This is a genomic window from Streptomyces sp. NPDC056231 (genome assembly GCF_048270745.1).
Lineage (GTDB): Bacteria > Actinomycetota > Actinomycetes > Streptomycetales > Streptomycetaceae > Streptomyces.
Genome location: NZ_JBLVKW010000013.1, coordinates 40,025 through 59,848, shown reverse-complemented (window position 1 = coordinate 59,848; position 19,824 = coordinate 40,025). Strand labels below are relative to the sequence as shown.

Here is a 19,824-nt window from a genome sequence, read left to right as displayed (position 1 = left end):
TCAGGCCGGGGTCAGCCGCACCGTCAGGATCTGGAACGGCCGCAGCGCCAGGACGAGGCCGTCCGCACCGATGGCTGCCTCGTTCAGGGGTCGTTCCAGCAGGTCGGTGATCTGTGCCCGCACGACGGGGAAGCCGACCCGGAGCGTGGCCTCCGCCCGGCCGCCTGCCGACTCGTACAGCCGGACGACCACATCGCCGCTTCGGTCCTCGGCGAGCTTCACCGACTCCACGGTCACCGCCGGATGCCCGGTGGTGACCAGCGACGGCACGGCCGGGGCCACCGCCGCGCGCAGCGGCAGATTGAGTGCGAGCCCCTCGCGTACCGCGTCCGAGATTTTTGCCCCGGGCGCCAGCGCGTACCGGAACCGGTGCGTGCCGAGGTCGGTCTCCGGATCCGGGCTGTGCGGGGCGCGCAGCAGCGTCAGCCGTACGGTCGTGGCGAGCCCCGACCCGTGCGGGGTCCGGGTCACGTCGTGCCCGTACGTGGAGTCGTTGAGCACTGCGATCCCGTATCCCGGTTCGGCGACCCGCAGCCAGCGGTGCGCACAGATCTCGAAACGCGCCGCGTCCCAGCCGGTGTTCTCGTGCGTTGCGCGGTGGATGTGCCCGAACTGGATCTCGGACGTGGACCGTTCGGCATGCACGTCGAGCGGGAATGCGGCCTTGAGGACCTTCTCCGACTCCTGCCAGTCCACCTCGGTGTCGATGTCGATCTGCCTGCTGCCCGCCGCCAGCCGGATTTCCTGCACGATCCGCGACCTGCCGAACGAGCGCACCACGCGTACGGCTGCGCGCAGCGGTCCTTCCTCGACCAGCTCGACCGAGTCGGCATCGGTCAGATCGGTGTGGGACCGGCGGTAGTGCCGGTCGATGTCCCAGGCATCCCAGTGGTTGGGGTGGTCCGGGTGCAGCTGAAGGAGGTTGGCCCGGTGACCGGGGGCGAGGACCCCACGTCGTGCGCCGAGGTCACGGACGGCGGCGATCAGCCCGTCGCGGTCGACGGTGCAGCGCAGCAGGCCGTTGTCGAGGACGATTCCGTCGTCCGACGCGCGGCCCGCCGTGACCTCGTGTTCGGGCACCGCAGACCCGTCGAGGAGTCCTGCGCCCAGTCCCGGCGCCTCGGCGAGTACGGCCGTGCGCCCGTCGGCCAGCTGCTGGACATGGGCACCGGACGGCAGCATCGCGCTCGCCTCCGCGTCCAGCTCCATCACCTGACGTCGGTCGTACGGGGAGGAGTTGAGCGCCACCAGCCCCTCCGCGGCGCCGAGCGCGGTCACCGCCTCGGCCACCAGGTCGGCCAGCTCCGCCCGCACCTGTTCGTAGGTGTCGCGGGCCTCGCGGTGCACCCAGGCGATCGACGAGCCTGGCAGGATGTCATGGAACTGATGCAGCAGGACCGTCTTCCACACCCGGTCCAGAGTCTGGTACGGACAGTCGTAACCGGGCGCCCGGAGTGCTGCCGCCGTTGCCCACAACTCCGCTTCCCGCAAGAGGTGTTCACTGCGACGGTTGCCCTGCTTGGTCTTGGCCTGGGTGGTGTACGTCGCCCGGTGCAGTTCCAGATACAGCTCGCCGGACCAGACCGGGGCCTGCTCGGCGTATTCCTCCGCCGCCGCCGCGAAGAACGCCGAAGGCCTCTCGATCGTGACCCGAGGAGAACCCTCCAGATCGCGGAGCCGGCGCGCCTTCTCCAGCATCTCGCGGGTCGGGCCGCCGCCGCCGTCACCCCAGCCGAACGGCACCAGCGAGCGGGTCGCCCGCCCCTTCTCGGCGAAGTTCTGCTCCGCATGGGCGAGTTCATGGGCGTGGAACTGCGCGTTGTACGTGTCGACGGGCGGGAAATGGGTGAAGACCCTGGTCCCGTCGATGCCCTCCCACCAGAAGGTGTGGTGCGGCATCTTGTTGGTCTGGTTCCAGGAGAGCTTCTGCGTCAGGAACCACTTCACCCCTGCCAGTGCGGCGAGTTGCGGGAATGCCGCCGTGTAGCCGAAGGAATCCGGCAACCAGATCTCCTCCGTCTCCACGCCCAGCTCTTCCTGGAAGAAACGCTTTCCGTGCACGATCTGCCGCGCCAGCGCCTCACCGCCCGGCATATTGGCGTCGGACTCCACCCACATCGAACCGACAGGCGCCCACTGTCCGTCCGCCACCGCCTGCTTGACCCGCTCCCAGATGTGCGGCTGATGGTCACGCACCCAGGCGTACTGCTGGGCCTGCGAGCAGGCGAAGATCAACTCCGGATAGTCCTGGGCGAGCGCGGTGACATTGGCGAACGTGCGCGAGGCCTTCCGTACCGTCTCGCGCAGCGGCCACAGCCACGCCGAGTCGATGTGTGCATGGCCGGCGGCCGAGATCCGGTGCGCGCTCGCCGACGCGGGGCGGGCGAGTGCCTCGGCGAGCTCGGCCCGTGCTCCGGACGCCGTGCCCGCCACATCGTGCAGATCCAGTGCGTCGAGCATCCGCTCCAGCGCCCGCAGGATCTCGTGCCGTCGTGACCGGTCGGCGGGCAGTTCGTGCATCAGTTCCGACAACACCTCGATGTCCAGGACGAGATGCCAGACCTCCTCGTCCAGTACGGCGAGGTCTGCGGAGACGAACCGGTACAGCGGCCGGTCGCCCGCCGTGAGGACGTCCCCGAGCGGGGTCGGCGCGAAGCCGTGCTCCAGAACGGCCGGGTTGGCGGCCGCCTCCAGCAGCAAGGAGACCGGCCCACCGCCCGACGCCGCGGTCGCGACCCTCAGATGGCGATTGCGGGGGTGGATGCCCTTGAGCGGTACGCCTTCCGTGTCGTAGAGCATCCCCTCCGCCTGGAATCCCGGACCCTGACCGGAGAATCCGGGGTCGACCACCACCTCGACGTGGCGCCCCGCCCACGCCTCGGGCACGGTGCCCTCCAGCCTGAACCAGCTGGTCGACCAGGGCCTGCCCCACTCCGTGCCGGCCCGGAACGGCTCGTACGTCCCCCTCATCGCCTCCGCCACCGGAACCGGTTCGCCCGGCGCGTGCCACACGGAGAGGGTGAGCGGGGACCGGTCCGCGTACTGGGCGGGGCGGATGAATTGCTGGAGGGCGCGCTCCAGGCGGCCCTCCACCAGTGTGCGGTCGTCGTGCATCACGGCTCCTCGCGATCAGCGCTTCACGGTGTCCATGGCTCCACTTCCCCGGCGGCGGAACCGGCACCCCTGCGAGCGGCGCGAGGGAGTGACAGCTGCTCAACCGGCCCTGTGCGCACCCTTGGCGCCCCTGAAGCAATGTGACATATTACTGCCGTGCTCATGAGGCAGACTCTGGATGTCGTCATCGTCGGGGCCGGAATGGTCGGTGCCGCCTGCGCCTACTACGCCTCCCGGTCCGGGCTGTCCGTAGCAGTGGTCGGCCGCGGGCCGGTCGCCGGAGGCAACACCGGAGCCGGGGAGGGAAATCTTCTGGTCTCCGACAAAGTTCCAGGCCCTGAACTCGAACTGGCCCTGTTCTCAGCATCGTTGTGGCGTCGGCTGGCGGAGGAACTGCCTGCGGGCATCGAGTACGAGCACAAGGGCGGCCTGGTCGTGGCGGCGTCCGGGGAATCCCTGGCCACCCTGTCCGCGACGGCCGCCGGCCAACGCCTGGCCGGGGTCGAGGCGTACCACGTCACATCCGACCGGCTCCGCGACATCGAGCCCCATCTCGCGCCGCACCTCGCCGGAGGCTGCCACTATCCGCAGGATGCGCAGGTACAACCAGACCTGGCGGCCGCCGAGTTGTTACGGTCAGCCGGCCGCTCCGGGGCGCGCCTGCGCCCGGGGGAGGAGGCCGTCGCGATCCTCAGAGACCGAGCCGGCGCGGTACGCGGGGTGCGCACCGCACGCGGCGAACTGCTCGCCCCGGAGGTCGTGAACGCGGCGGGCACCTGGGGCGGCGACCTGGCCGCACTGGCCGGAGTGGACCTGCCGGTCCTGCCGCGCAGGGGATTCGTACTCGTCACCGAGCCATTGCCCCGGTTGATCCGGCACAAGGTCTACGCGGCGGAGTACGTGGCCGATGTGTCGAGCGGGTCCGCCGCGCTGCAGACCTCGCCCGTGGTGGAGGGAACGCCCTCGGGGCCGGTGCTGATCGGGGCCAGCCGCGAACGCGTCGGCTTCGACCGGACGGTGGACGTACCCGGCTACGGACCGATGCGCTACGACCTCTCCTACGGCCGCAACTTCTACGCGATGCTGCATCTCTCCGACCTCGGCCTGCCCTTCGACCGGGCGCGCAAGGACGACATCCTCGCCGCCGGACTTGCCCTGATGGACGCGGTCAACGCCGCCGACCGCCCCGTCCATCCGGAAGATCCGGACATTCACGGCCTCAAGCACGGGCTGGTTCGACCGGTCGCCTTGTGGAACCGGCACATCGGCACGCATGGCCCAACTGCACGCACGCGGCGAACTTCCCCTGGACACCGACTTCGTGAACGAGTCCTTCATCGGAACGTCGTTCACCGGACGCCTCGTCGAGAAGACCACCGTGGGCGGGCTGCCCGCAGTCGTCCCCACCATCACCGGCCGGGCCTGGATCACCGGTACCGCACAATTCTTCCTGAACCCGTCCGACCCATTCCCCGAAGGCTTCCTGCTGTGAACCTTCCCCTGCTCGGCGCCGAGGGCGTCACCGGCAACCCGGCCGACCTGGTGACCGGTCGGATCCCCGACGAGAAAGCGGCTCCCTTGGCTGGTTGAGGAGGTCGGCAACCTGCGCAAGCGATCGCGTCTCTTCGGGTTGAACCGACTTGCTGCGCAAGGGCAGTTGGTCACATCGGCGGAGGAGCATCTGCAATTGCTCGATCTGCTGATCGCCGGTGACGCCCAGCGGGCCGAGACCTGCATGCTGGCCCATATGTCACATGTCAGGTCACTCTGGGCCGAGGAGGAGGACGACACGGGCGCGGGAGGTGTCCGGATCAGAAGGGTGTCGCTGCCGGTCGCAGAGGCCTGAGCCACCGGCCTGATCCTGGAGGCCCGGAAAGGCGCTCCGCTCCGGCTCATATCAGCCGTAGCGTGCCGGGCGCCGTTCCGCTCGTCAGAGCGTCCACGAGCAGGTCGAACAGTGTCGGTCCCCGCCCAGCCAGGGCGTCGTCGAGCCGCCGCTGGACCGCGGGCCGGTTGGTGGGGTGCACCCGGCTCAGGCTCTGTCGCAGATACCGCGCCGTCTCTTCGTGGCCCAGGGCCTGTGCGGAAAGAGCGTGGTCCCGCCACTCGAAGACGAAGTCGCCGTCGTCCGGAGTGCCCATCCCGCCGCTGAGACAGTCCGCGAAGGCGTCGAAGTTGCGGCCGAAGTAGCCGCCGGGACCGTTCACCGCCTCGCCGATCACCTGCCAGAATCGCTCCAGGCCGGTGACTTCGGAGCCGTCGATCACATAGGTCACGGTCATGGGCGCAGGGTAACTCCCCGGTGGTCCGGAGATCCGCGCCGCAGGTGGGGGGCTACGGCGCGGATCGGACCGGAGGGGCGGGTCTTGCCTGTGTGGGCCGCCGGGACTCAGCAGCCGTGGTCGACGAGGTCGAACGTCGCGTAGTGGTCGGCGGTGTAGTAGTCCTCCTGTGATGCCTCGCCCGTCACGATCCGCCGCGCGCCGCGGGTCGGGGAGCCCGGGGTGATGACCGTGTACTCGTGGTAGTAGCCGGTGCTCCGGCTGGGCAGCACGCCTTCACGGTTCCGGAAGACGACGCCGTCCTGCGAGTACGGGAAGGGTCCGTCCGCCTCGATCAGATCGAGGGTGTCGTGCGCCTGGGACGGCAGGTCCGAGTAGCAGATGCTGCCGACCGACGTGGCCGCGGCGGTGGGGGACGCCGTGACCGGACCGCCGACGAAGAGGACGGACAGGAGGGCGGCGACGCCGCCGAGCATGGTGATCCGTGGGGGGATTCGCATGTCCACCATGATGACGCGCGTAGACATGGTCACGTCAACGCCAACCCGTGTGAAGGTTTTGGAAGTTCACCGGATCGGAGCGAATGCAACAGCTGTGTGTCACGCGAGTCCGGAGTGCGCCTGCCCTCTGTGTACATATTGATGGGTCGACAAGCGTGGCAGCCCCTGTGCGGGGCATGCATCCCGGGAGGATGTTCGACGAGAAGGGGGCGATCGACTGTGCACGCGGGGGAGACGATGGAGCGTCAGTACGATGTCCGGCTGCACCGCAGACTTGCTCGCACCGACCTGTCGGCCGTGGCCGAAGTGCGGTGTGCACTGAGGGAGTTCCTGCGGTATCGATGGCAGGAGGATTCTGCCGAAGTGGCGGAGCTCCTGCTCAGCGAACTGGTGACCAACGCACTGGTCCACACGGATCACGGAGCGGTCGTCACCGTGAAGGTGGCACCGGCGACGCTCCGCGTCGAGGTCCGGGACTTTGTCACCGGACTGACCATGTCGTACATACCGAACGCCGACGACGGTACGCACGGCAGGGGGCTGGTCCTGGTGCATGCTCTCGCGGACGCCTGGGGAGTGACGGCGCACGCGCTGGGCAAGGTGGTCTGGTTCGAGCTGGACGGCGAAAAGCCCTGAGAGCCCGGAAGGGGCCGGGCCGTCAGGGCCTTTCGCGACGGATCAGCCGAACTGCTGCTCCAGATCCTTCAGTTTCCGCTCCAGCGAATCGAGCCGGGGCAGTGCCTGGGTGTCGTCCTCGGCGGTGAGGTCGACTGTGACCAGGTCATTGGAGTTCCGGTCCGAGGCGCTGGAGCCCGGACCCGTCACGGCCTGCAGGGATGGCCGGGGGAGCAAGGGCAGTTGTCCCGGCTCGGACAGGGCGGGCTCCATGGCGGACTGTGCAGAGACCGTCGAGGGGGCGATGGCCTGGACGTCCACCTGGGTGCCGCCCCGGCCGACCCGGCGCCAGGCCCGGTTCTGCCGGTTCAGTGCCTTGATGTGGGCCCGGTCCAGCTTCTCCTGGTCCTTCCTGCGGAGACGGCGCTGCTCCTTCTCGCGCCGGTCCTCACGCACCTCCTCGACCGCTTCGTCCAGGGTCCGCACGCCCTCCAGCAGCATCAGTGACCAGGCGCCGAAGGTCTCACGGGGGGCGCGCAGCCACCGTACGATCCGGATCTGCGGCAGCGGACGGGGCACCAGGCCCTGCTCGCGCAGTGCGGCCCGGCGGGTCTGCTTCAGCGCCCGGTCGAAGAGCACGGCTGCCGAGAGCGACATCCCCGCGAAGAAGTGCGGAGCGCCCGCGTGGTCGATTCCGCGGGGTGCGTGTACCCAGTTGAACCAGGCGGCCGCGCCGGCGAACGTCCATACGAGCAGCCGTGATCCGAGCGCCGCGTCACCGTGGCTGGCCTCGCGCACTGCGAGTACGGAACAGAACATCGCGGCCCCGTCGAGGCCGAACGGGACGAGATACTCCCAGCCCCCGGAGAGACCGAGGTTCTGCTCGCCGAAGCCGACGAGTCCATGGAAGGACAGGGCGGCGGCGACCGCCGCGCAGCAGAACAGCAGGACGTACGAGGCGGTGGCATACAGCGCCTCCTTGCGTCTGCGACGTTCCTCGCTGCGTTCCCAGCTGTCGTCGGCCGCGGAATTGTCAGTGGCGCGCTTGCCGCGTGCGACCACCGTCACCGCTGCCAGGACCCCCACGAGCAGCACGGCGCCCGGAAGCAGCCAATTCAGCGATATGTCGGTCAGTCTCATGCGCGGTCCCTTGCATCGCGTAGGGCATTTCGGGCGCCATGATTGCCGAAACGCCGTCATGCTCAGGGGGTTTCGGGGCAAGAGAACGCCATTGGGTTGGCAGGGCACACGGATAGCCGGGATCTGATCGAATATCCGTACACGGCCAGTGATCTGTGTTCGAATAGTACTACTCGTACGAGCCGCGTGGATCAGTGAGTGGACGTCAGTTTCCTTACCCGCTCCGTGTCGCAGGTGCGCGGGCAGGTGACGCAGGTGTCCTCGGGGCGCAGCGTGTAGAAGAGGCAGCAGCTCGCCCGGTCGCGGGTGGGCAGCGACTCGCCGTTCGGCCCGGTCAGTTCACGGAAGCCCGCCGAGCCGACGTACGGCTTCGTGGTGCCCGGCAGGAGCGCCTCCAGTTCGGTCATCGCGCGCCGCTCCTCGCCGAGCAGATGGGCGATGTACCAGAGGCCCTCGACGACCTCGTCCGTCGCCATGCCCCACAACGCCCGCCTGCCCCGCCGCATCCGTGGTCCGAAGCCGTCCAGTACCGGGCCGATGTGCTCGGCCACGGCGGCGAGCACTTCGGCCCGCAGAGCCGCCTCGTCCGGGACCACCCGGGCGCCCGGCAGCCCGGCCGCCGGATCGTCCGGAAGGCAGGCGAACTCCCTCACGCGGACGGTCAGATGGCCCAGTGCCCGCTGGAGCGCCACATCCTCGACGGGGATCCGGGGCACCCGCCGGTGCAGGAACCACGGCACCGTCACCAGTAGGCAGGCGGGCCAGGCGTACCGGTGCAGTCCGAAGCTGGCGACCACATCGGGCCGGGGCTGCTGCCCGTAGTCCCGCAGCACCTGCGCGTGGTCCCGGGCGAGGAAGGCGTCGAGGGCGGCACCACCCGCCGCGAGCTCGTCCGCACCCACCCAGCCGGCACCGCGAGGGGTGGCCTCGTCGTCCGCCAGCACCTGCGCGCGCAGTCCGGGGAAGACCTCGGCCAGACGTGCGTACGCGCCCGTCACGGCGGACGCGGTGGTGCCGGGAAGCAGGGTGGGGAGGGTCATGCAGGGACCACCGAATCGCGATCGTTTGCAGGTAAGGCTTACCTTACCCGAACCGTTCGGTGTTTGAGCTGCGGCGCCGTCCGCTTATCGTGCACACCGGGCATGGCGCGTGCGAGCCGGCCCACGGCCGGCCGAGGAGGTCCGAGTGGAGCAGGGCAGAGCGCGTGAGCAGGGGAGGGCGCCGTACACGTCCGCCGCGTCCTCGTCCGCGGCCATGCCGCCGTCGGTACCGTCCGTCCGGATGCCGGACCAGGCGCGTGGTAATCAGCCATGTGCCGAGCGGGTCGGTGCCGACCCGGTGCGTGGTGAGCACACCCACAGCGAGCCGCCCGCGCCCCGCGTCGTGGTGCAGCGGCACTCCGTGCGCGGCCAGATCCTGGACGCCCTGCGCGCCGCTCTCGTCGACGGCGAGCTGTTGCCCGGGCAGGTCTACTCCGCCCCGGTGCTCGGCGCCCGCTTCGGCGTGTCGGCGACGCCGGTCCGTGAGGCGATGCAGCAGCTGGCGGTCGAGGGCGCCGTCGAGGTCGTGCCGAACCGCGGCTTCCGGGTCGCCGAGCGCGGCCCGCAGCAGCTCGCCGAGCTGGCCGAGGTGCGGGCCCTGATCGAGGTGCCGGTCATGCTGCGGCTCGCCCGCACCGTGGAGCAGGCCAGCTGGGCCGCCCTGCGTCCGCTGGCCGAGGCCACCGTCGCGGCCGCCGCGGTGGGGGACCGGGCGAGCTACGCCGAGTCCGACCGCGCCTTCCACCGTGCGGTCCTCACGCTCTCCGGCAACCAGCAGCTCGTGATGGTCGCCGACGATCTGCACCGGCGCTCCCAGTGGCCCCTGGAGCACAACCCGGCCACCCGCCGCGCCGATCTGCTCGCCGACGCCGCGGAGCACACCGCGCTGCTCGACGCGCTGATCGCCCAGGATCTCGCCGTCGTGCAGTCGCTCGTACGCGAACACTTCGCGGGCGCGGACCGCTGACACCGCGGTCGGGGCCGCCGACGAGGAGGCCCGCACCGCCGAGGTCCCGGGTGGCACCGCCCCGGCGCGACAGCAGCGGGCAGAACGGAAAGCCCGCCGCCGCGGCGCCGCAGAACCCGAACCGTGGCCCGAACCCACCGCCCGCACCGCCGCGTCCGACGCCGACCCCCGAATGGAGCGACGCGGGATGGCAGCCCGGCGATCCGGTCGAGGACCGTGCCTGACGGACCATTGCGGCGGACCCGTGCTCAGTTCGCCTCGGCCGTTCCTGGGGCCGGCGGCTCCAGGTGCGGGGCCAGCCAGGTCGGTACGCCGCCCAGCAGGCGGAAGAGGCGCCCCGCCTCGGCACGCAGGCGCGCCGCCGCCTCCGGTTCCGGTTCGGTGTCCGCCAGAGCGATGAGCGCCGGGGCCGTGCCGACCAGAAAGCCCAGCTCCTCCCTTATCCGCAGCGATTCGGCGAACCCGCGCCGGGCCTCGGCCAGTTCGCCCTCGCGCAGCGACAGCTGCGCCAGCTGACGCCAGGTGGAGGAGAGCAGCAGCTCGTCACCCTGGGCCGTGGCGCCGGCGTGCGCCCTGCGGTACGCGGCGCGGGCGGCCTGCGGCGAGTCGGCGATGTTCTGCGCGATCAGGCCGCGGCGGAAGTCGAGCAGCGGGCGGCCCGGGGCCGCGGGGGAGAGCAGGGCGGCGGACCGGCTCAGCGCGACCCGAGCCTCGTCGGCCCGGTCCCGTACCCCGAGGAGGGTCGACGCGTACGCCAGATGGCCGCGTTCGCAGGCGGCGGCGCCGCGCTCGGCGTCGTCGTGGGCGAGGGCCTCGGCGGCTCGCAGGGCGTCCTCGGCGTCGGTCCAGCCGTCGCCGGTGTACAGACAGCGTTCGATCAGCAGAGCCGTCCGCTGGAGTGCCGCGGCCGGATCGGTCGTGGCGTCGCGTTCGAGCAGAGCGGCGGCGTCCGTCCAGCAGGCGCGTGACCGCAGCCGCCATACCGCTGTCTGGAGCGGCGGATCGTCATCTGCTGTCGTTCCGGAACCAGACATGGCGGTATGCGCCACATTGCCCTCCCCGAGCACGCCATTGAGCTGTTGAGGACCCGTCCTCGAACCGGGACCCGACCCGGGTTCGACGACAGGCATTGAGTCTGGCGGCATCTCAGCACGGAATGGCACGCCGGGCCAAGGGGTCAGGTGAATGAATTCACAATCGGCCGGTCGCGGGGAGGGCTGTGGTAGACGCGTGGAGTCAGCTCATACGCAGGGCGAGGAAGAAGTCGAGCTTGTCCTCGAGGCGCGAAAGGTCACGCCCCGTCAACTGCTCGATTCGCCCGACCCGGTAGCGCAAGGTGTTGACGTGCAGATGCAGTCGGGCCGCGCAGCGGGTCCAGGAACCGTCGCAGTCCAGGAACGCTTCCAGGGTCGGGATCAGTTCGGCCCGGTGGCGCCGGTCGTAGTCGCGCAGCGGGTCGAGCAGCCGTGCGGTGAACGCGCGGCGCACATCGTCCGGGACGAACGGCAGCAGCAGGACGTGCGAGGCGAGCTCGTGGTGGCCGGCCGCGCAGACCCGGCCCGGACGGGCCGCCGCCACCCGGCGGGCGTGCCGGGCCTCCTCCAGGGCGCCGCGCAGCCCCTCGGGGGAGTGCACCGCGGCGCTGACACCCAGTGTCAGGCGGCCGTCGTCGGCGAGGCCTGCGGACAGCGGTTCGCTGACGGCGGCGAGCAGCGCGTCGGCATGCAGCGCCGGATCGTCCTCGGCGCCGGCCGCGGCGTCCCCGGCGTCCGTGAGGTCCGGCACCGGTGCGGCGGCAGCAGGCAGCGGTACGAGGGCGACCGCCTCGTCGCCCGCGTGCGCGACCGCGATCCGGTCGGCGGAGTCGGGGCCGGTGACCGCCGGGTCGACCAGGATCTCCTCCAGCAGCGCCTGGGCGACGGGGCCGCCCGCGATGCCGGATGTGCCCGCGCCGCCCGTGGAGCCCGGTGCGCCCTCGACGTCCCAGTCGACCCGGGCGACGACGATCTGCCAGTGCGGGGCGGTGCCGAGGCCGGGCAGCAGGACCGGGGCTGCGACCCGCAGCCTGGCCGCGATCTCGGTGGGCGCGGCGCCCGTCTGGACCAGCTCCAGGACCTCCTGGGCGAGCCTGCGGCGTACCGTGCGGGCCGCGTCGCGCCGGTCCCGTTCGACCGCGATCAGCTGGGTGACGCCCTGGAGCAGATCCAGCCGGGCAGCCGGCCAGTCGCTCGCGTCGGCCTCCACTGCGAGCAGCCAGTCGGAGAGGAACGACTCGCGGACATCGCGGGACGCGGGAGCGGCACCCCTGCCGGTGTTCCGGATCGGGAACAGCGAATACGTGGTGCCGTCGACGGTGGCCCGGTGCGGACCCCGGCGGCCGGTGCGGGTGGCGGCCAGATGCCGGCCGGCCAGTACCGCGCCGACCGGGCCGGGCAGCGGCGCACCGGCGCCGGCGATCTGCCGGCCGGTGGGAGAGAGCACCCAGGCGTGCAGATCGAGGTCCGAGCCGAGCAGATCGAGGACCACCTCCGGGCCGCCGCCGGCCGGACCCGAGGTCATCAGCCTGCGGTGCCGGTCCACGACCGCCGCCAGGTCGCCCGCCCGCTCGCCGGACACCTGGCGCACCACATGCTCGGTGATCGTTGCGAACGCGACGGTCTCATGGACGGCGAAGAGGGGGAGTCGGTGCCGCGCGCACGCCTCGACCAGATCGTCGGGGATGTCACCGAGCTCCGCCTCTCCGGCCGCGAGTCCGGCGACCCCGGCGCCCGCCAGGATCCGTACGAACGGCTCCGAGTCCGCCGCGTCCCGGCGCCACGCCAGGCCCGTCAGGACCAGCTCCCCGCCGGCCAGGTAGCGGCTTGGGTCCCGCAGGTCGGTGGTCATGACGCCGCGGACGGACCGGTCGAGCTCGTCCTCGCCACCGAGCAGCCGCAGGCCCAGCGCGTCGGTTTCCAGCAGTGCGCGCAGCCGCATCTCGTTGCCGCCGATCTCTTTCGTTGGTGCGGGTGAAAACTGGGTATTGCGGTGAGGTTACTGATCCCCGCTATTCGTTCGAATCTACAAGACGAGGACGGAGACCAGCCAACTCCTTCATGGTTTCGGTGACTGCACCGTGTGGAGTCACGGCTGTGTACTGAGTCACACATTGCGTCAACAGCACATGAACAAGCCGATCGAGGGCCGGCCGTCCCCAGCCCCAGCGAACGACCCGAATGAGAAGAAGAGAGCCACTCATGGACTTCCTTCGCCCCGCCAGCTGGGAGGAGGCGCTCGCCGCCAAGGCCGAGCACCCGACGGCTGTGCCCATTGCGGGCGGCACCGATGTCATGGTCGAGATCAACTTCGACCACCGGCGGCCCGAGTACCTCCTGGACCTGAACCGCATCGGTGAGCTGACCGAGTGGGAGGTGGGCCAGGAGAACGTGCGGCTCGGCGCCTCCGTGCCGTACAGCCACATCATGGAGCACCTGCGGGCCGAGCTGCCCGGCCTGGCGCTCGCCTCGCACACCGTCGCATCCCCGCAGATCCGCAACCGCGGAGGCGTCGGCGGCAACCTGGGTACCGCGTCGCCCGCCGGTGACGCCCACCCGGCCCTGCTCGCCGCCGGCGCAGAGGTCGAGGCCGAGTCCGTACGCGGAACCCGGATGATCCCGATCGACGTCTTCTACACCGGCGTCAAGCGCAACGCCCTCGAACCGGACGAGCTGATCCGGGCCGTGCACATCAAGAAGGCCGACGGGCCGCAGCAGTACTCCAAGGTCGGCACCCGCAACGCGATGGTCATCGCAGTCTGTGCCTTCGGCCTGGCCCTGCACCCGGAGACCCGCACGGTCCGTACCGGCATCGGTTCCGCCGCCCCGACACCCATCCGGGCGAAGGAGGCCGAGGAATTTCTGAACGCCGCGCTCGAAGAGGGCGGGTTCTGGGACAGCCGCACGATCATCACACCGTCCATCGCCGCGCAGTTCGCCACGCTCGCCGCCGGCGCCTGCAACCCGATCGACGATGTGCGCGGCACCGCCAGCTACCGCAGGCACGCGGTGGGAATCATGGCCCGCCGCACCCTCGGCTGGACCTGGGAGTCGTACCGCGGCAACGGCCGCAGCACCGAAGGAGCTGCCTGATCATGCGCGTCAATTTCACGGTCAACGGCCGTAAGCAGGAGGCCGACGACGTCTGGGAGGGTGAGTCCCTCCTCTACGTGCTGCGCGAGCGGATGGGCCTGCCCGGCTCCAAGAACGCCTGCGAGCAGGGCGAATGCGGCTCCTGCACGGTCCGCCTGGACGGCGTCCCGGTCTGTTCCTGCCTGGTTGCCGCAGGTCAGGTGGAGGGCCGCGAGGTCGTCACCGTGGAGGGCCTCGCCGACTTCGCCGCCCACCGCTCCGAGGCGCACCCCGGCAGTGGCTGCGCCTCCGGCGCCTGCGGGACCACGCTCGACCAGGCCCGCCGGTGGGAGGCCAAGCCGACCGGTGAGCAGCTCCGCGACACCGGCGAACTCTCCCCGATCCAAAAGGCGTTCATCGACGCGGGGGCCGTCCAGTGCGGCTTCTGCACCCCCGGTCTGCTCGTCGCCGCCGATGAATTGCTGGAGCACAACCCGGAGCCGTCCGACGCGGATATCCGCGAGGCGCTCTCCGGCAACCTCTGCCGCTGCACCGGCTACGAGAAGATCCTCGACGCGGTCCGCCTCGCGGCCGCCCGCGCGGAAGAAACGGTCTGACGATGGGCGTTACCGGCTCCCCCACGAACATCAACCAGGGCACCCGGACCAAGGGCGGCATCGGCGAATCCACGCTCCGCCCCGACGGCATCCTGAAGGTCACCGGCGAGTTCGCCTACTCCTCGGACATGTGGCACGAGGACATGCTCTGGGGCCACACGCTGCGCTCCACGGTCGCGCACGCCGAGATCGTCTCGATCGACACCTCCGAGGCGCTCGCCACCCCCGGCGTCTATGCCGTGCTCACCCATGACGACCTGCCGACCTCGGTGAAGAACTACGGCCTGGAAATCCAGGACACCCCCGTTCTCGCCCACGGCAAGGTCCGTCACCACGGCGAACCGGTGGCGCTCGTCGCCGCCGACCACCCGGAGACCGCCCGCCGCGCCGCTGCGAAGATCAGGATCGATTACCGCGAGTTGCCCGTCATCACCGACGAGGCATCCGCCACCGCCCCCGACGCGATCCTCATCCACGAGGGCCGGACCGACCACCACGCCGGGCACGTCCCGCACCCGAACATCGTCCACCGCCAGCCCATCGTCCGCGGCGACGCGGACGCGGCAGCGGCCCGCGCCGATGTGATCGTCAGCGGCGAGTACGTCTTCGGCATGCAGGACCAGGCCTTCCTCGGCCCCGAGTCCGGCCTGGCGGTCCCCGCCGAGGACGGCGGCGTCGATCTGTACGTGGCCACGCAGTGGCTGCACTCCGACCTCCGCCAGATCGCCCCCGTCCTCGGCCTGCCCGAGGACAAGGTCCGCATGACGCTCTCCGGAGTCGGCGGCGCCTTCGGCGGCCGCGAGGACCTGTCGATGCAGATCCACGCCTGCCTGCTGGCGCTCCGCACCGGCAAGCCGGTCAAGATCGTCTACAACCGGTTCGAGTCCTTCTTCGGACACGTCCACCGCCACCCCGCGAAGCTCTGGTACGAGCACGGCGCGACCCGCGACGGCAAACTCACCCACATGAAGTGCCGTATCGTGCTGGACGGCGGCGCCTACGCCTCCGCCTCCCCGGCCGTCGTCGGTAACGCCTCCTCGCTCTCCGTCGGCCCGTACGTCATCGACGACGTCGACATCGAAGCGATCGCGCTGTACACCAACAACCCACCGTGCGGCGCCATGCGCGGCTTCGGCGCGGTCCAGGCGTGCTTCGCGTACGAGGCGCAGATGGACAAGCTCGCGGCCGAACTGGGCATGGATCCGGTCGAGTTCAGGCAGCTCAACGCCATGGAGCAGGGCACCCTCCTGCCCACCGGGCAGGTCGTCGACTCACCGGCCCCGGTCGCCGAGCTGCTGCGCCGGGTCAAAGCCAGGCCGCTGCCGCCCGAGCGCCAGTGGGAGGTCGCCGGCGAGCAGGCCGACGTGCGGGCGCTGCCCGGCGGCCTGTCCAACACCACCCACGGCGAAGGCGTCGTACGCGGCATCGGCTACGCGGTCGGCATCAAGAACGTCGGCTTCTCCGAGGGCTTCGACGACTACTCGACCGCCCGGGTCCGCATGGAGGTCGTCGGCGGCGAACCGGTCGCCACCGTGCACACTGCGATGGCCGAGGTCGGACAGGGCGGCGTCACCGTCCACGCCCAGATCGCCCGCACCGAGCTCGGCGTCTCCCAGGTCACCATCCACCCGGCCGACACTCAGGTCGGCTCGGCCGGATCCACCTCGGCCTCCCGGCAGACATACGTCACCGGTGGCGCCGTGAAGCACTCCTGCGAGGCCGTCCGCGAGAAGGTCCTGGAGATCGGCCGCCGCAAGTTCGGTACGTACCACCCCGCCTGGAGCACCGCCGAGCTGCTCCTCGAGGACGGCAAGGTCGTCACCGACGGCGGCGAGGTGCTGGCTGATCTGGTCGACGTACTGGAGGACGAGGCGGTCGACATCGAGCTGGAGTGGCGCCACCGGCCCACCGAGGCGTTCGACCTGCGCACCGGCCAGGGCAACGGCCACGTCCAGTACTCCTTCGCCGCGCACCGCGCGGTCGTCGAGGTCGACACCGAACTCGGCCTGGTCAAGGTCATCGAACTGGCCTGCGCCCAGGACGTCGGCAAGGCCCTCAACCCGCTGTCCGTCGAAGGACAGATCCAGGGCGGCACCACCCAGGGCCTGGGCGTCGCCGTCATGGAGGAGATCATCGTCGACCCGAAGACCGCGAAGGTGCGCAACCCGTCCTTCACGGACTACCTGATCCCCACCATCCTCGACACGCCGACCATCCCCGTCGATGTGCTCGAACTCGCCGACGACCACGCCCCGTACGGGCTCCGTGGCATCGGCGAGGCCCCGACCCTGTCGTCGACCCCGGCCGTTCTCGCGGCGATCCGGAACGCGACGGGTCTGGAGCTGAACAGGACACCGGTGCGCCCCGAGCACCTCACCGGCACCTGACCGACGGCTCCCGCCGAACTCTCCGGGCGGTGCGTGCCTCCCAGGAACGACACCCGTCCGCCGCCCGCAACGCCCGGAGAGCTCATGCACCGCACCGCTCGCGGTGCTCGGTACCACCGAGCGGTACCGCATCCGTGGTACCGCTCGGCCGGAATCACCCGCAAGACCCGCACATCCACTCTGCATGAACAGTTCGTCTCGGGCCGTCCCCCGGGTCGTGCAGCCAAGCAGTCATCCCAAATCCCGCAGCACGAGTCTCCATCGCGGGTGCCCCTGTGAACCTTGGGAGTCAGGCATCATGACCCAGCAGTCAGTGGAGTCCAGGACCACCGCGGAGGAGGCGGGCCCCGGCTCGCGCGTCCCCGCCGGCAGATCCTGGCTCGACCGGTACTTTCACATTTCCGAGCGTGGATCCACCGTGGCGCGCGAAGTGCGCGGCGGCGTCACGACCTTCATGGCCATGGCGTACATCCTCCTGCTCAACCCGCTCATCCTCGGCGGCAAGGACGTCGAAGGACATCTGCTCAGCCGGCCGGGACTGATCACCGCCACCGCGCTCGCCGCGGCCGCGACCACCCTGCTGATGGGCTTCGTCGGCAAGGTGCCCCTCGCCCTCGCGGCCGGGCTCAGTGTCTCCGGCGTCCTCTCGTCGCAGGTCGCCCCCGAAATGACCTGGCCGCAGGCCATGGGCCTGTGCGTGATGTACGGCCTGGTGATCTGCCTCCTGGTGGTCACCGGTCTGCGTGAGCTGATCATGAACGCGATCCCGCTCGCGCTGAAGCACGGCATCACGATGGGCATCGGTCTGTTCATCGCCCTGATCGGCCTCGTCAAGGCCGGATTCGTGCACGAGAACCCAGCCCCCGGCGGCGGTCCCGTCTCTCTCGGCCTGACCGGTGAACTGGCCGGCTGGCCGGTGCTGATCTTCTGCGTGACCCTGCTGCTGATCTTCATGCTGCAGGCGCGCAACATCCCCGGTGCGATCCTCATCGGCATCGTCGTCGGCACCGTGGTCGCCATGGTCATCAACGCGGTCGGTGCCGTCGATCCCAAGGCCTGGTACAGCGGTGCACCAGAGCTCAAGGGCAGCGCAGTCTCCTCGCCGGACTTCTCGCTCTTCGGAAACGTCGATTTCGGCGGCTGGGGCGACGTCGGGGCCATGACGGTCGGCTTCATCGTCTTCACGCTCGTGCTGGCCGGCTTCTTCGACGCGATGGCCACCATCATCGGCGTCGGCACGGAGGCCGGGCTCGCCGACGACAAGGGCCGGATGCCCGGCCTGTCCAAGGCGCTGTTCATCGACGGCGCAGGCGGCGCGATCGGCGGCGTGGCCGGAGGCTCCGGTCAGACCGTGTTCGTCGAGTCGGCGACCGGCGTCGGCGAAGGTGCCCGCACCGGCCTCGCCTCCGTCGTCACGGGACTCTTCTTCGCGGCCTGCCTGTTCTTCACGCCGCTCACCGCGATCGTGCCCGCCGAGGTGGCGTCCGCCGCCCTGGTCGTCATCGGCGCGATGATGATGCAGAACGCCCGTCATGTGGACTGGAGCGATCGCTCCGTTGCGATCCCGGTCTTCCTGACCGTGGTCCTGATGCCCTTCACCTACACCATCACCACCGGAGTCGCGGCCGGTGTCATCTCCTACGTGGCCATCAAGGTGGCTCAGGGCAGGGCCCGGGAGACAGGCGGCTTCATGTGGGGGCTCACGGTGATCTTCGTCATCTACTTCGCCCTGCACCCGATCGAGAGCTGGCTGGGCGTCAACTGACCACCCGCTCCACCCTCCGCACCTCGCTTAAGGAGACACGCCATGCTGGACATCGCCGAAGAGCTTCACCGGTGGGTCGGGCAGGGACGCGAGTTCGCCGTCGCCACGGTCGTGGCGGTCGACGGGAGCGCGCCCCGGCAGCCAGGGGCCGCCCTCGCCGTCGACCGCGACGGCAACGCGATCGGTTCGGTCTCCGGCGGGTGTGTGGAGGGTGCGGTGTACGAGCTGTGCCAACGGGCCCTCGACGACGGCATCACCGTACGGGAGGAGTTCGGCTACAGCGACGAGGACGCCTTCGCGGTCGGTCTGACCTGCGGCGGCATCATCGGCATCCTGGTGACACCGGTCCGCGCGGACCACCCCGCACGCCCGGTGTTCGCCGCCGCGCTCGCCGCCGCGGCGGCCGGGCAGGCGGCGGCGGTGGTACGGATCACCGACGGCCCCGCCGAACTCCTCGGTCGCCCCCAACTCGTCCACCCCGACGGTTCGTTCGAGGGTGGGCTCGGCGGACATCCGGAGCTGGACCGCACCGCCGCGGCCGAGGCCCGCGCCATGCTGGACGCGGGCCGCACCGGCCTCGTCACCATCGGCGCCGAAGGGTCACGCTGCGGCCGCGCCCTCGCCCTGCTCGTCGAATCGAGCGTCCCGCCGCCCCGGATGATCGTCTTCGGGGCCATCGACTTCGCCGCCGCCCTGGTCAAGGCCGGCAAATTCCTCGGGTACCACGTCACCGTGTGCGACGCCCGCCCCGTGTTCGCCACGGCGGCCCGCTTTCCCGACGCCGACGAGATCGTCGTCGACTGGCCGCACCGCTACCTTGCGGCGACCGCCATCGACGCGCGCACCGTGCTCTGCGTGCTCACCCATGACGCCAAGTTCGATGTTCCGCTGCTGGAAAGGGCATTGAGGCTTCCGGTCTCGTACGTCGGCGCGATGGGCTCGCGCCGCACCCATCTGGAACGCAACGACCGGCTGCGCGCGGTCGGCGTCACCGAACTCGAACTGGCTCGGCTGCACTCGCCGATCGGCCTCGACCTCGGAGCACGTACCCCCGAGGAGACCGCGCTCTCCATCGCCGCCGAGATCGTCGCCGACCGCCGCGGCGGCAGCGGCGTCCCGCTCACCGGCGCACACACCCCGATCCACCACGAGGCCGGCCGACCGGTGACGGGCCGCATCTCCTCGGGGGCCTGACCGGCCGCCCGAACGTTTCCGGCCCCCGCTCCCCTCCCATGCCTCCGGTCACCTCACCGGCAGGGGGCCGGTGCGCCCGTCGTACTGGCGGACGCCG

General features: G+C 70.6%; 14 protein-coding genes and 2 pseudogenes. 9 read left to right on the top strand and 7 right to left on the bottom strand.

The features are described 5' to 3' along the window. Window positions 1-3,114, bottom strand: a complete 3,114-nt coding sequence (locus ACNPQM_RS13630; RefSeq protein ID WP_418084189.1) for an alpha-mannosidase — start codon at window positions 3,112-3,114, stop codon at window positions 1-3. 162 nt (window positions 3,115-3,276) lie between these two features. On the opposite strand from ACNPQM_RS13630, the pseudogene ACNPQM_RS13625 reads away from it, so the two are divergent. Together ACNPQM_RS13625 and ACNPQM_RS13620 are read left to right on the top strand one after the other, a co-directional pair. Continuing rightward, window positions 3,277-4,606 (top strand): annotated as a pseudogene (locus tag ACNPQM_RS13625) (FAD-dependent oxidoreductase). A gap of 90 nt (window positions 4,607-4,696) precedes the next feature. Then, window positions 4,697-4,960: pseudogene (locus tag ACNPQM_RS13620) on the top strand (FCD domain-containing protein); the annotation flags it as partial. Window positions 4,961-5,006: 46 nt separating this feature from the next. Here the strand turns inward: ACNPQM_RS13620 and ACNPQM_RS13615 are convergent. Together ACNPQM_RS13615 and ACNPQM_RS13610 are read right to left on the bottom strand one after the other, a co-directional pair. Then, entirely contained in the window at window positions 5,007-5,396 is a 390-nt protein-coding gene (locus tag ACNPQM_RS13615; RefSeq protein WP_418084188.1) for a barstar family protein, read from the bottom strand. A gap of 107 nt (window positions 5,397-5,503) precedes the next feature. Then, window positions 5,504-5,896 carry a ribonuclease domain-containing protein gene (locus tag ACNPQM_RS13610; RefSeq protein ID WP_418084187.1) on the bottom strand — a complete coding sequence of 131 codons (393 nt, stop codon included), beginning with the start codon at window positions 5,894-5,896 and terminating at the stop codon, window positions 5,504-5,506. A gap of 237 nt (window positions 5,897-6,133) precedes the next feature. Between ACNPQM_RS13610 and ACNPQM_RS13605 the strand changes: the two genes are divergently transcribed. Next, window positions 6,134-6,532: an ATP-binding protein gene (locus tag ACNPQM_RS13605; protein ID WP_358857167.1), complete on the top strand. Its 399-nt coding sequence runs from the start codon at window positions 6,134-6,136 to the stop codon at window positions 6,530-6,532. Window positions 6,533-6,574: 42 nt separating this feature from the next. Here the strand turns inward: ACNPQM_RS13605 and ACNPQM_RS13600 are convergent, their stop codons facing one another. Both ACNPQM_RS13600 and ACNPQM_RS13595 read right to left on the bottom strand, forming a co-directional pair. After that, a complete protein-coding gene (locus ACNPQM_RS13600) occupies window positions 6,575-7,651 on the bottom strand; it encodes a DUF2637 domain-containing protein (protein ID WP_418084186.1) in 1,077 nt (358 codons plus the stop codon). A gap of 191 nt (window positions 7,652-7,842) precedes the next feature. After that, window positions 7,843-8,691 carry a (2Fe-2S)-binding protein gene (locus tag ACNPQM_RS13595; protein WP_418084185.1) on the bottom strand — a complete coding sequence of 283 codons (849 nt, stop codon included), beginning with the start codon at window positions 8,689-8,691 and terminating at the stop codon, window positions 7,843-7,845. 145 nt (window positions 8,692-8,836) lie between these two features. Between ACNPQM_RS13595 and ACNPQM_RS13590 the strand changes: the two genes are divergently transcribed. After that, a complete protein-coding gene (locus tag ACNPQM_RS13590) occupies window positions 8,837-9,658 on the top strand; it encodes a GntR family transcriptional regulator (RefSeq protein ID WP_418084184.1) in 822 nt (273 codons plus the stop codon). 248 nt (window positions 9,659-9,906) lie between these two features. Here ACNPQM_RS13590 and ACNPQM_RS13585 read toward each other — a convergent pair whose 3' ends face one another. Continuing rightward, window positions 9,907-10,692, bottom strand: a complete 786-nt coding sequence (locus ACNPQM_RS13585; RefSeq protein WP_418084183.1) for a hypothetical protein — start codon at window positions 10,690-10,692, stop codon at window positions 9,907-9,909. A gap of 202 nt (window positions 10,693-10,894) precedes the next feature. Further along, window positions 10,895-12,634: a PucR family transcriptional regulator gene (locus ACNPQM_RS13580; protein ID WP_418084182.1), complete on the bottom strand. Its 1,740-nt coding sequence runs from the start codon at window positions 12,632-12,634 to the stop codon at window positions 10,895-10,897. A gap of 260 nt (window positions 12,635-12,894) precedes the next feature. Between ACNPQM_RS13580 and ACNPQM_RS13575 the strand changes: the two genes are divergently transcribed. The 5 genes from ACNPQM_RS13575 (at window position 12,895) to ACNPQM_RS13555 (ending at window position 19,727) form a co-directional block, all read left to right on the top strand. Beyond that, window positions 12,895-13,785 carry an FAD binding domain-containing protein gene (locus tag ACNPQM_RS13575; protein WP_418084181.1) on the top strand — a complete coding sequence of 297 codons (891 nt, stop codon included), beginning with the start codon at window positions 12,895-12,897 and terminating at the stop codon, window positions 13,783-13,785. Between the two features lie 2 nt (window positions 13,786-13,787). Then, the gene (locus ACNPQM_RS13570; RefSeq protein ID WP_418084180.1) at window positions 13,788-14,381 is read left to right on the top strand and encodes a (2Fe-2S)-binding protein; all 594 of its coding nucleotides are present in this window, start codon (window positions 13,788-13,790) and stop codon (window positions 14,379-14,381) included. A gap of 2 nt (window positions 14,382-14,383) precedes the next feature. Continuing rightward, window positions 14,384-16,768 (top strand): xanthine dehydrogenase subunit D, encoded by a 2,385-nt coding sequence (gene pucD / locus ACNPQM_RS13565; RefSeq protein ID WP_418084179.1) that lies wholly within the window; start codon window positions 14,384-14,386, stop codon window positions 16,766-16,768. 298 nt (window positions 16,769-17,066) lie between these two features. After that, a complete protein-coding gene (locus tag ACNPQM_RS13560) occupies window positions 17,067-18,533 on the top strand; it encodes an NCS2 family permease (RefSeq protein WP_418084178.1) in 1,467 nt (488 codons plus the stop codon). Window positions 18,534-18,575: 42 nt separating this feature from the next. Next, a complete protein-coding gene (locus tag ACNPQM_RS13555) occupies window positions 18,576-19,727 on the top strand; it encodes an XdhC family protein (protein WP_418084177.1) in 1,152 nt (383 codons plus the stop codon). Window positions 19,728-19,824: the final 97 nt, after the last annotated feature.

Bases quoted from the DNA above. Each gene is read 5' to 3' on its own strand.
- ACNPQM_RS13560 (WP_418084178.1), top strand. From the start codon at position 17,067: ATGACCCAGCAGTCAGTGGAGTCCAGGACCACCGCGGAGGAGGCGGGC.
- ACNPQM_RS13615 (WP_418084188.1), bottom strand. From the start codon at position 5,396: ATGACCGTGACCTATGTGATCGACGGCTCCGAAGTCACCGGCCTGGAG.
- ACNPQM_RS13555 (WP_418084177.1), top strand. From the start codon at position 18,576: ATGCTGGACATCGCCGAAGAGCTTCACCGGTGGGTCGGGCAGGGACGC.
- ACNPQM_RS13570 (WP_418084180.1), top strand. From the start codon at position 13,788: ATGCGCGTCAATTTCACGGTCAACGGCCGTAAGCAGGAGGCCGACGAC.
- ACNPQM_RS13630 (WP_418084189.1), bottom strand. From the start codon at position 3,114: ATGCACGACGACCGCACACTGGTGGAGGGCCGCCTGGAGCGCGCCCTC.
- ACNPQM_RS13610 (WP_418084187.1), bottom strand. From the start codon at position 5,896: ATGCGAATCCCCCCACGGATCACCATGCTCGGCGGCGTCGCCGCCCTC.
- ACNPQM_RS13585 (WP_418084183.1), bottom strand. From the start codon at position 10,692: ATGTCTGGTTCCGGAACGACAGCAGATGACGATCCGCCGCTCCAGACA.
- ACNPQM_RS13575 (WP_418084181.1), top strand. From the start codon at position 12,895: ATGGACTTCCTTCGCCCCGCCAGCTGGGAGGAGGCGCTCGCCGCCAAG.
- pucD (WP_418084179.1), top strand. From the start codon at position 14,384: ATGGGCGTTACCGGCTCCCCCACGAACATCAACCAGGGCACCCGGACC.
- ACNPQM_RS13595 (WP_418084185.1), bottom strand. From the start codon at position 8,691: ATGACCCTCCCCACCCTGCTTCCCGGCACCACCGCGTCCGCCGTGACG.
- ACNPQM_RS13600 (WP_418084186.1), bottom strand. From the start codon at position 7,651: ATGAGACTGACCGACATATCGCTGAATTGGCTGCTTCCGGGCGCCGTG.
- ACNPQM_RS13580 (WP_418084182.1), bottom strand. From the start codon at position 12,634: ATGCGGCTGCGCGCACTGCTGGAAACCGACGCGCTGGGCCTGCGGCTG.
- ACNPQM_RS13605 (WP_358857167.1), top strand. From the start codon at position 6,134: ATGGAGCGTCAGTACGATGTCCGGCTGCACCGCAGACTTGCTCGCACC.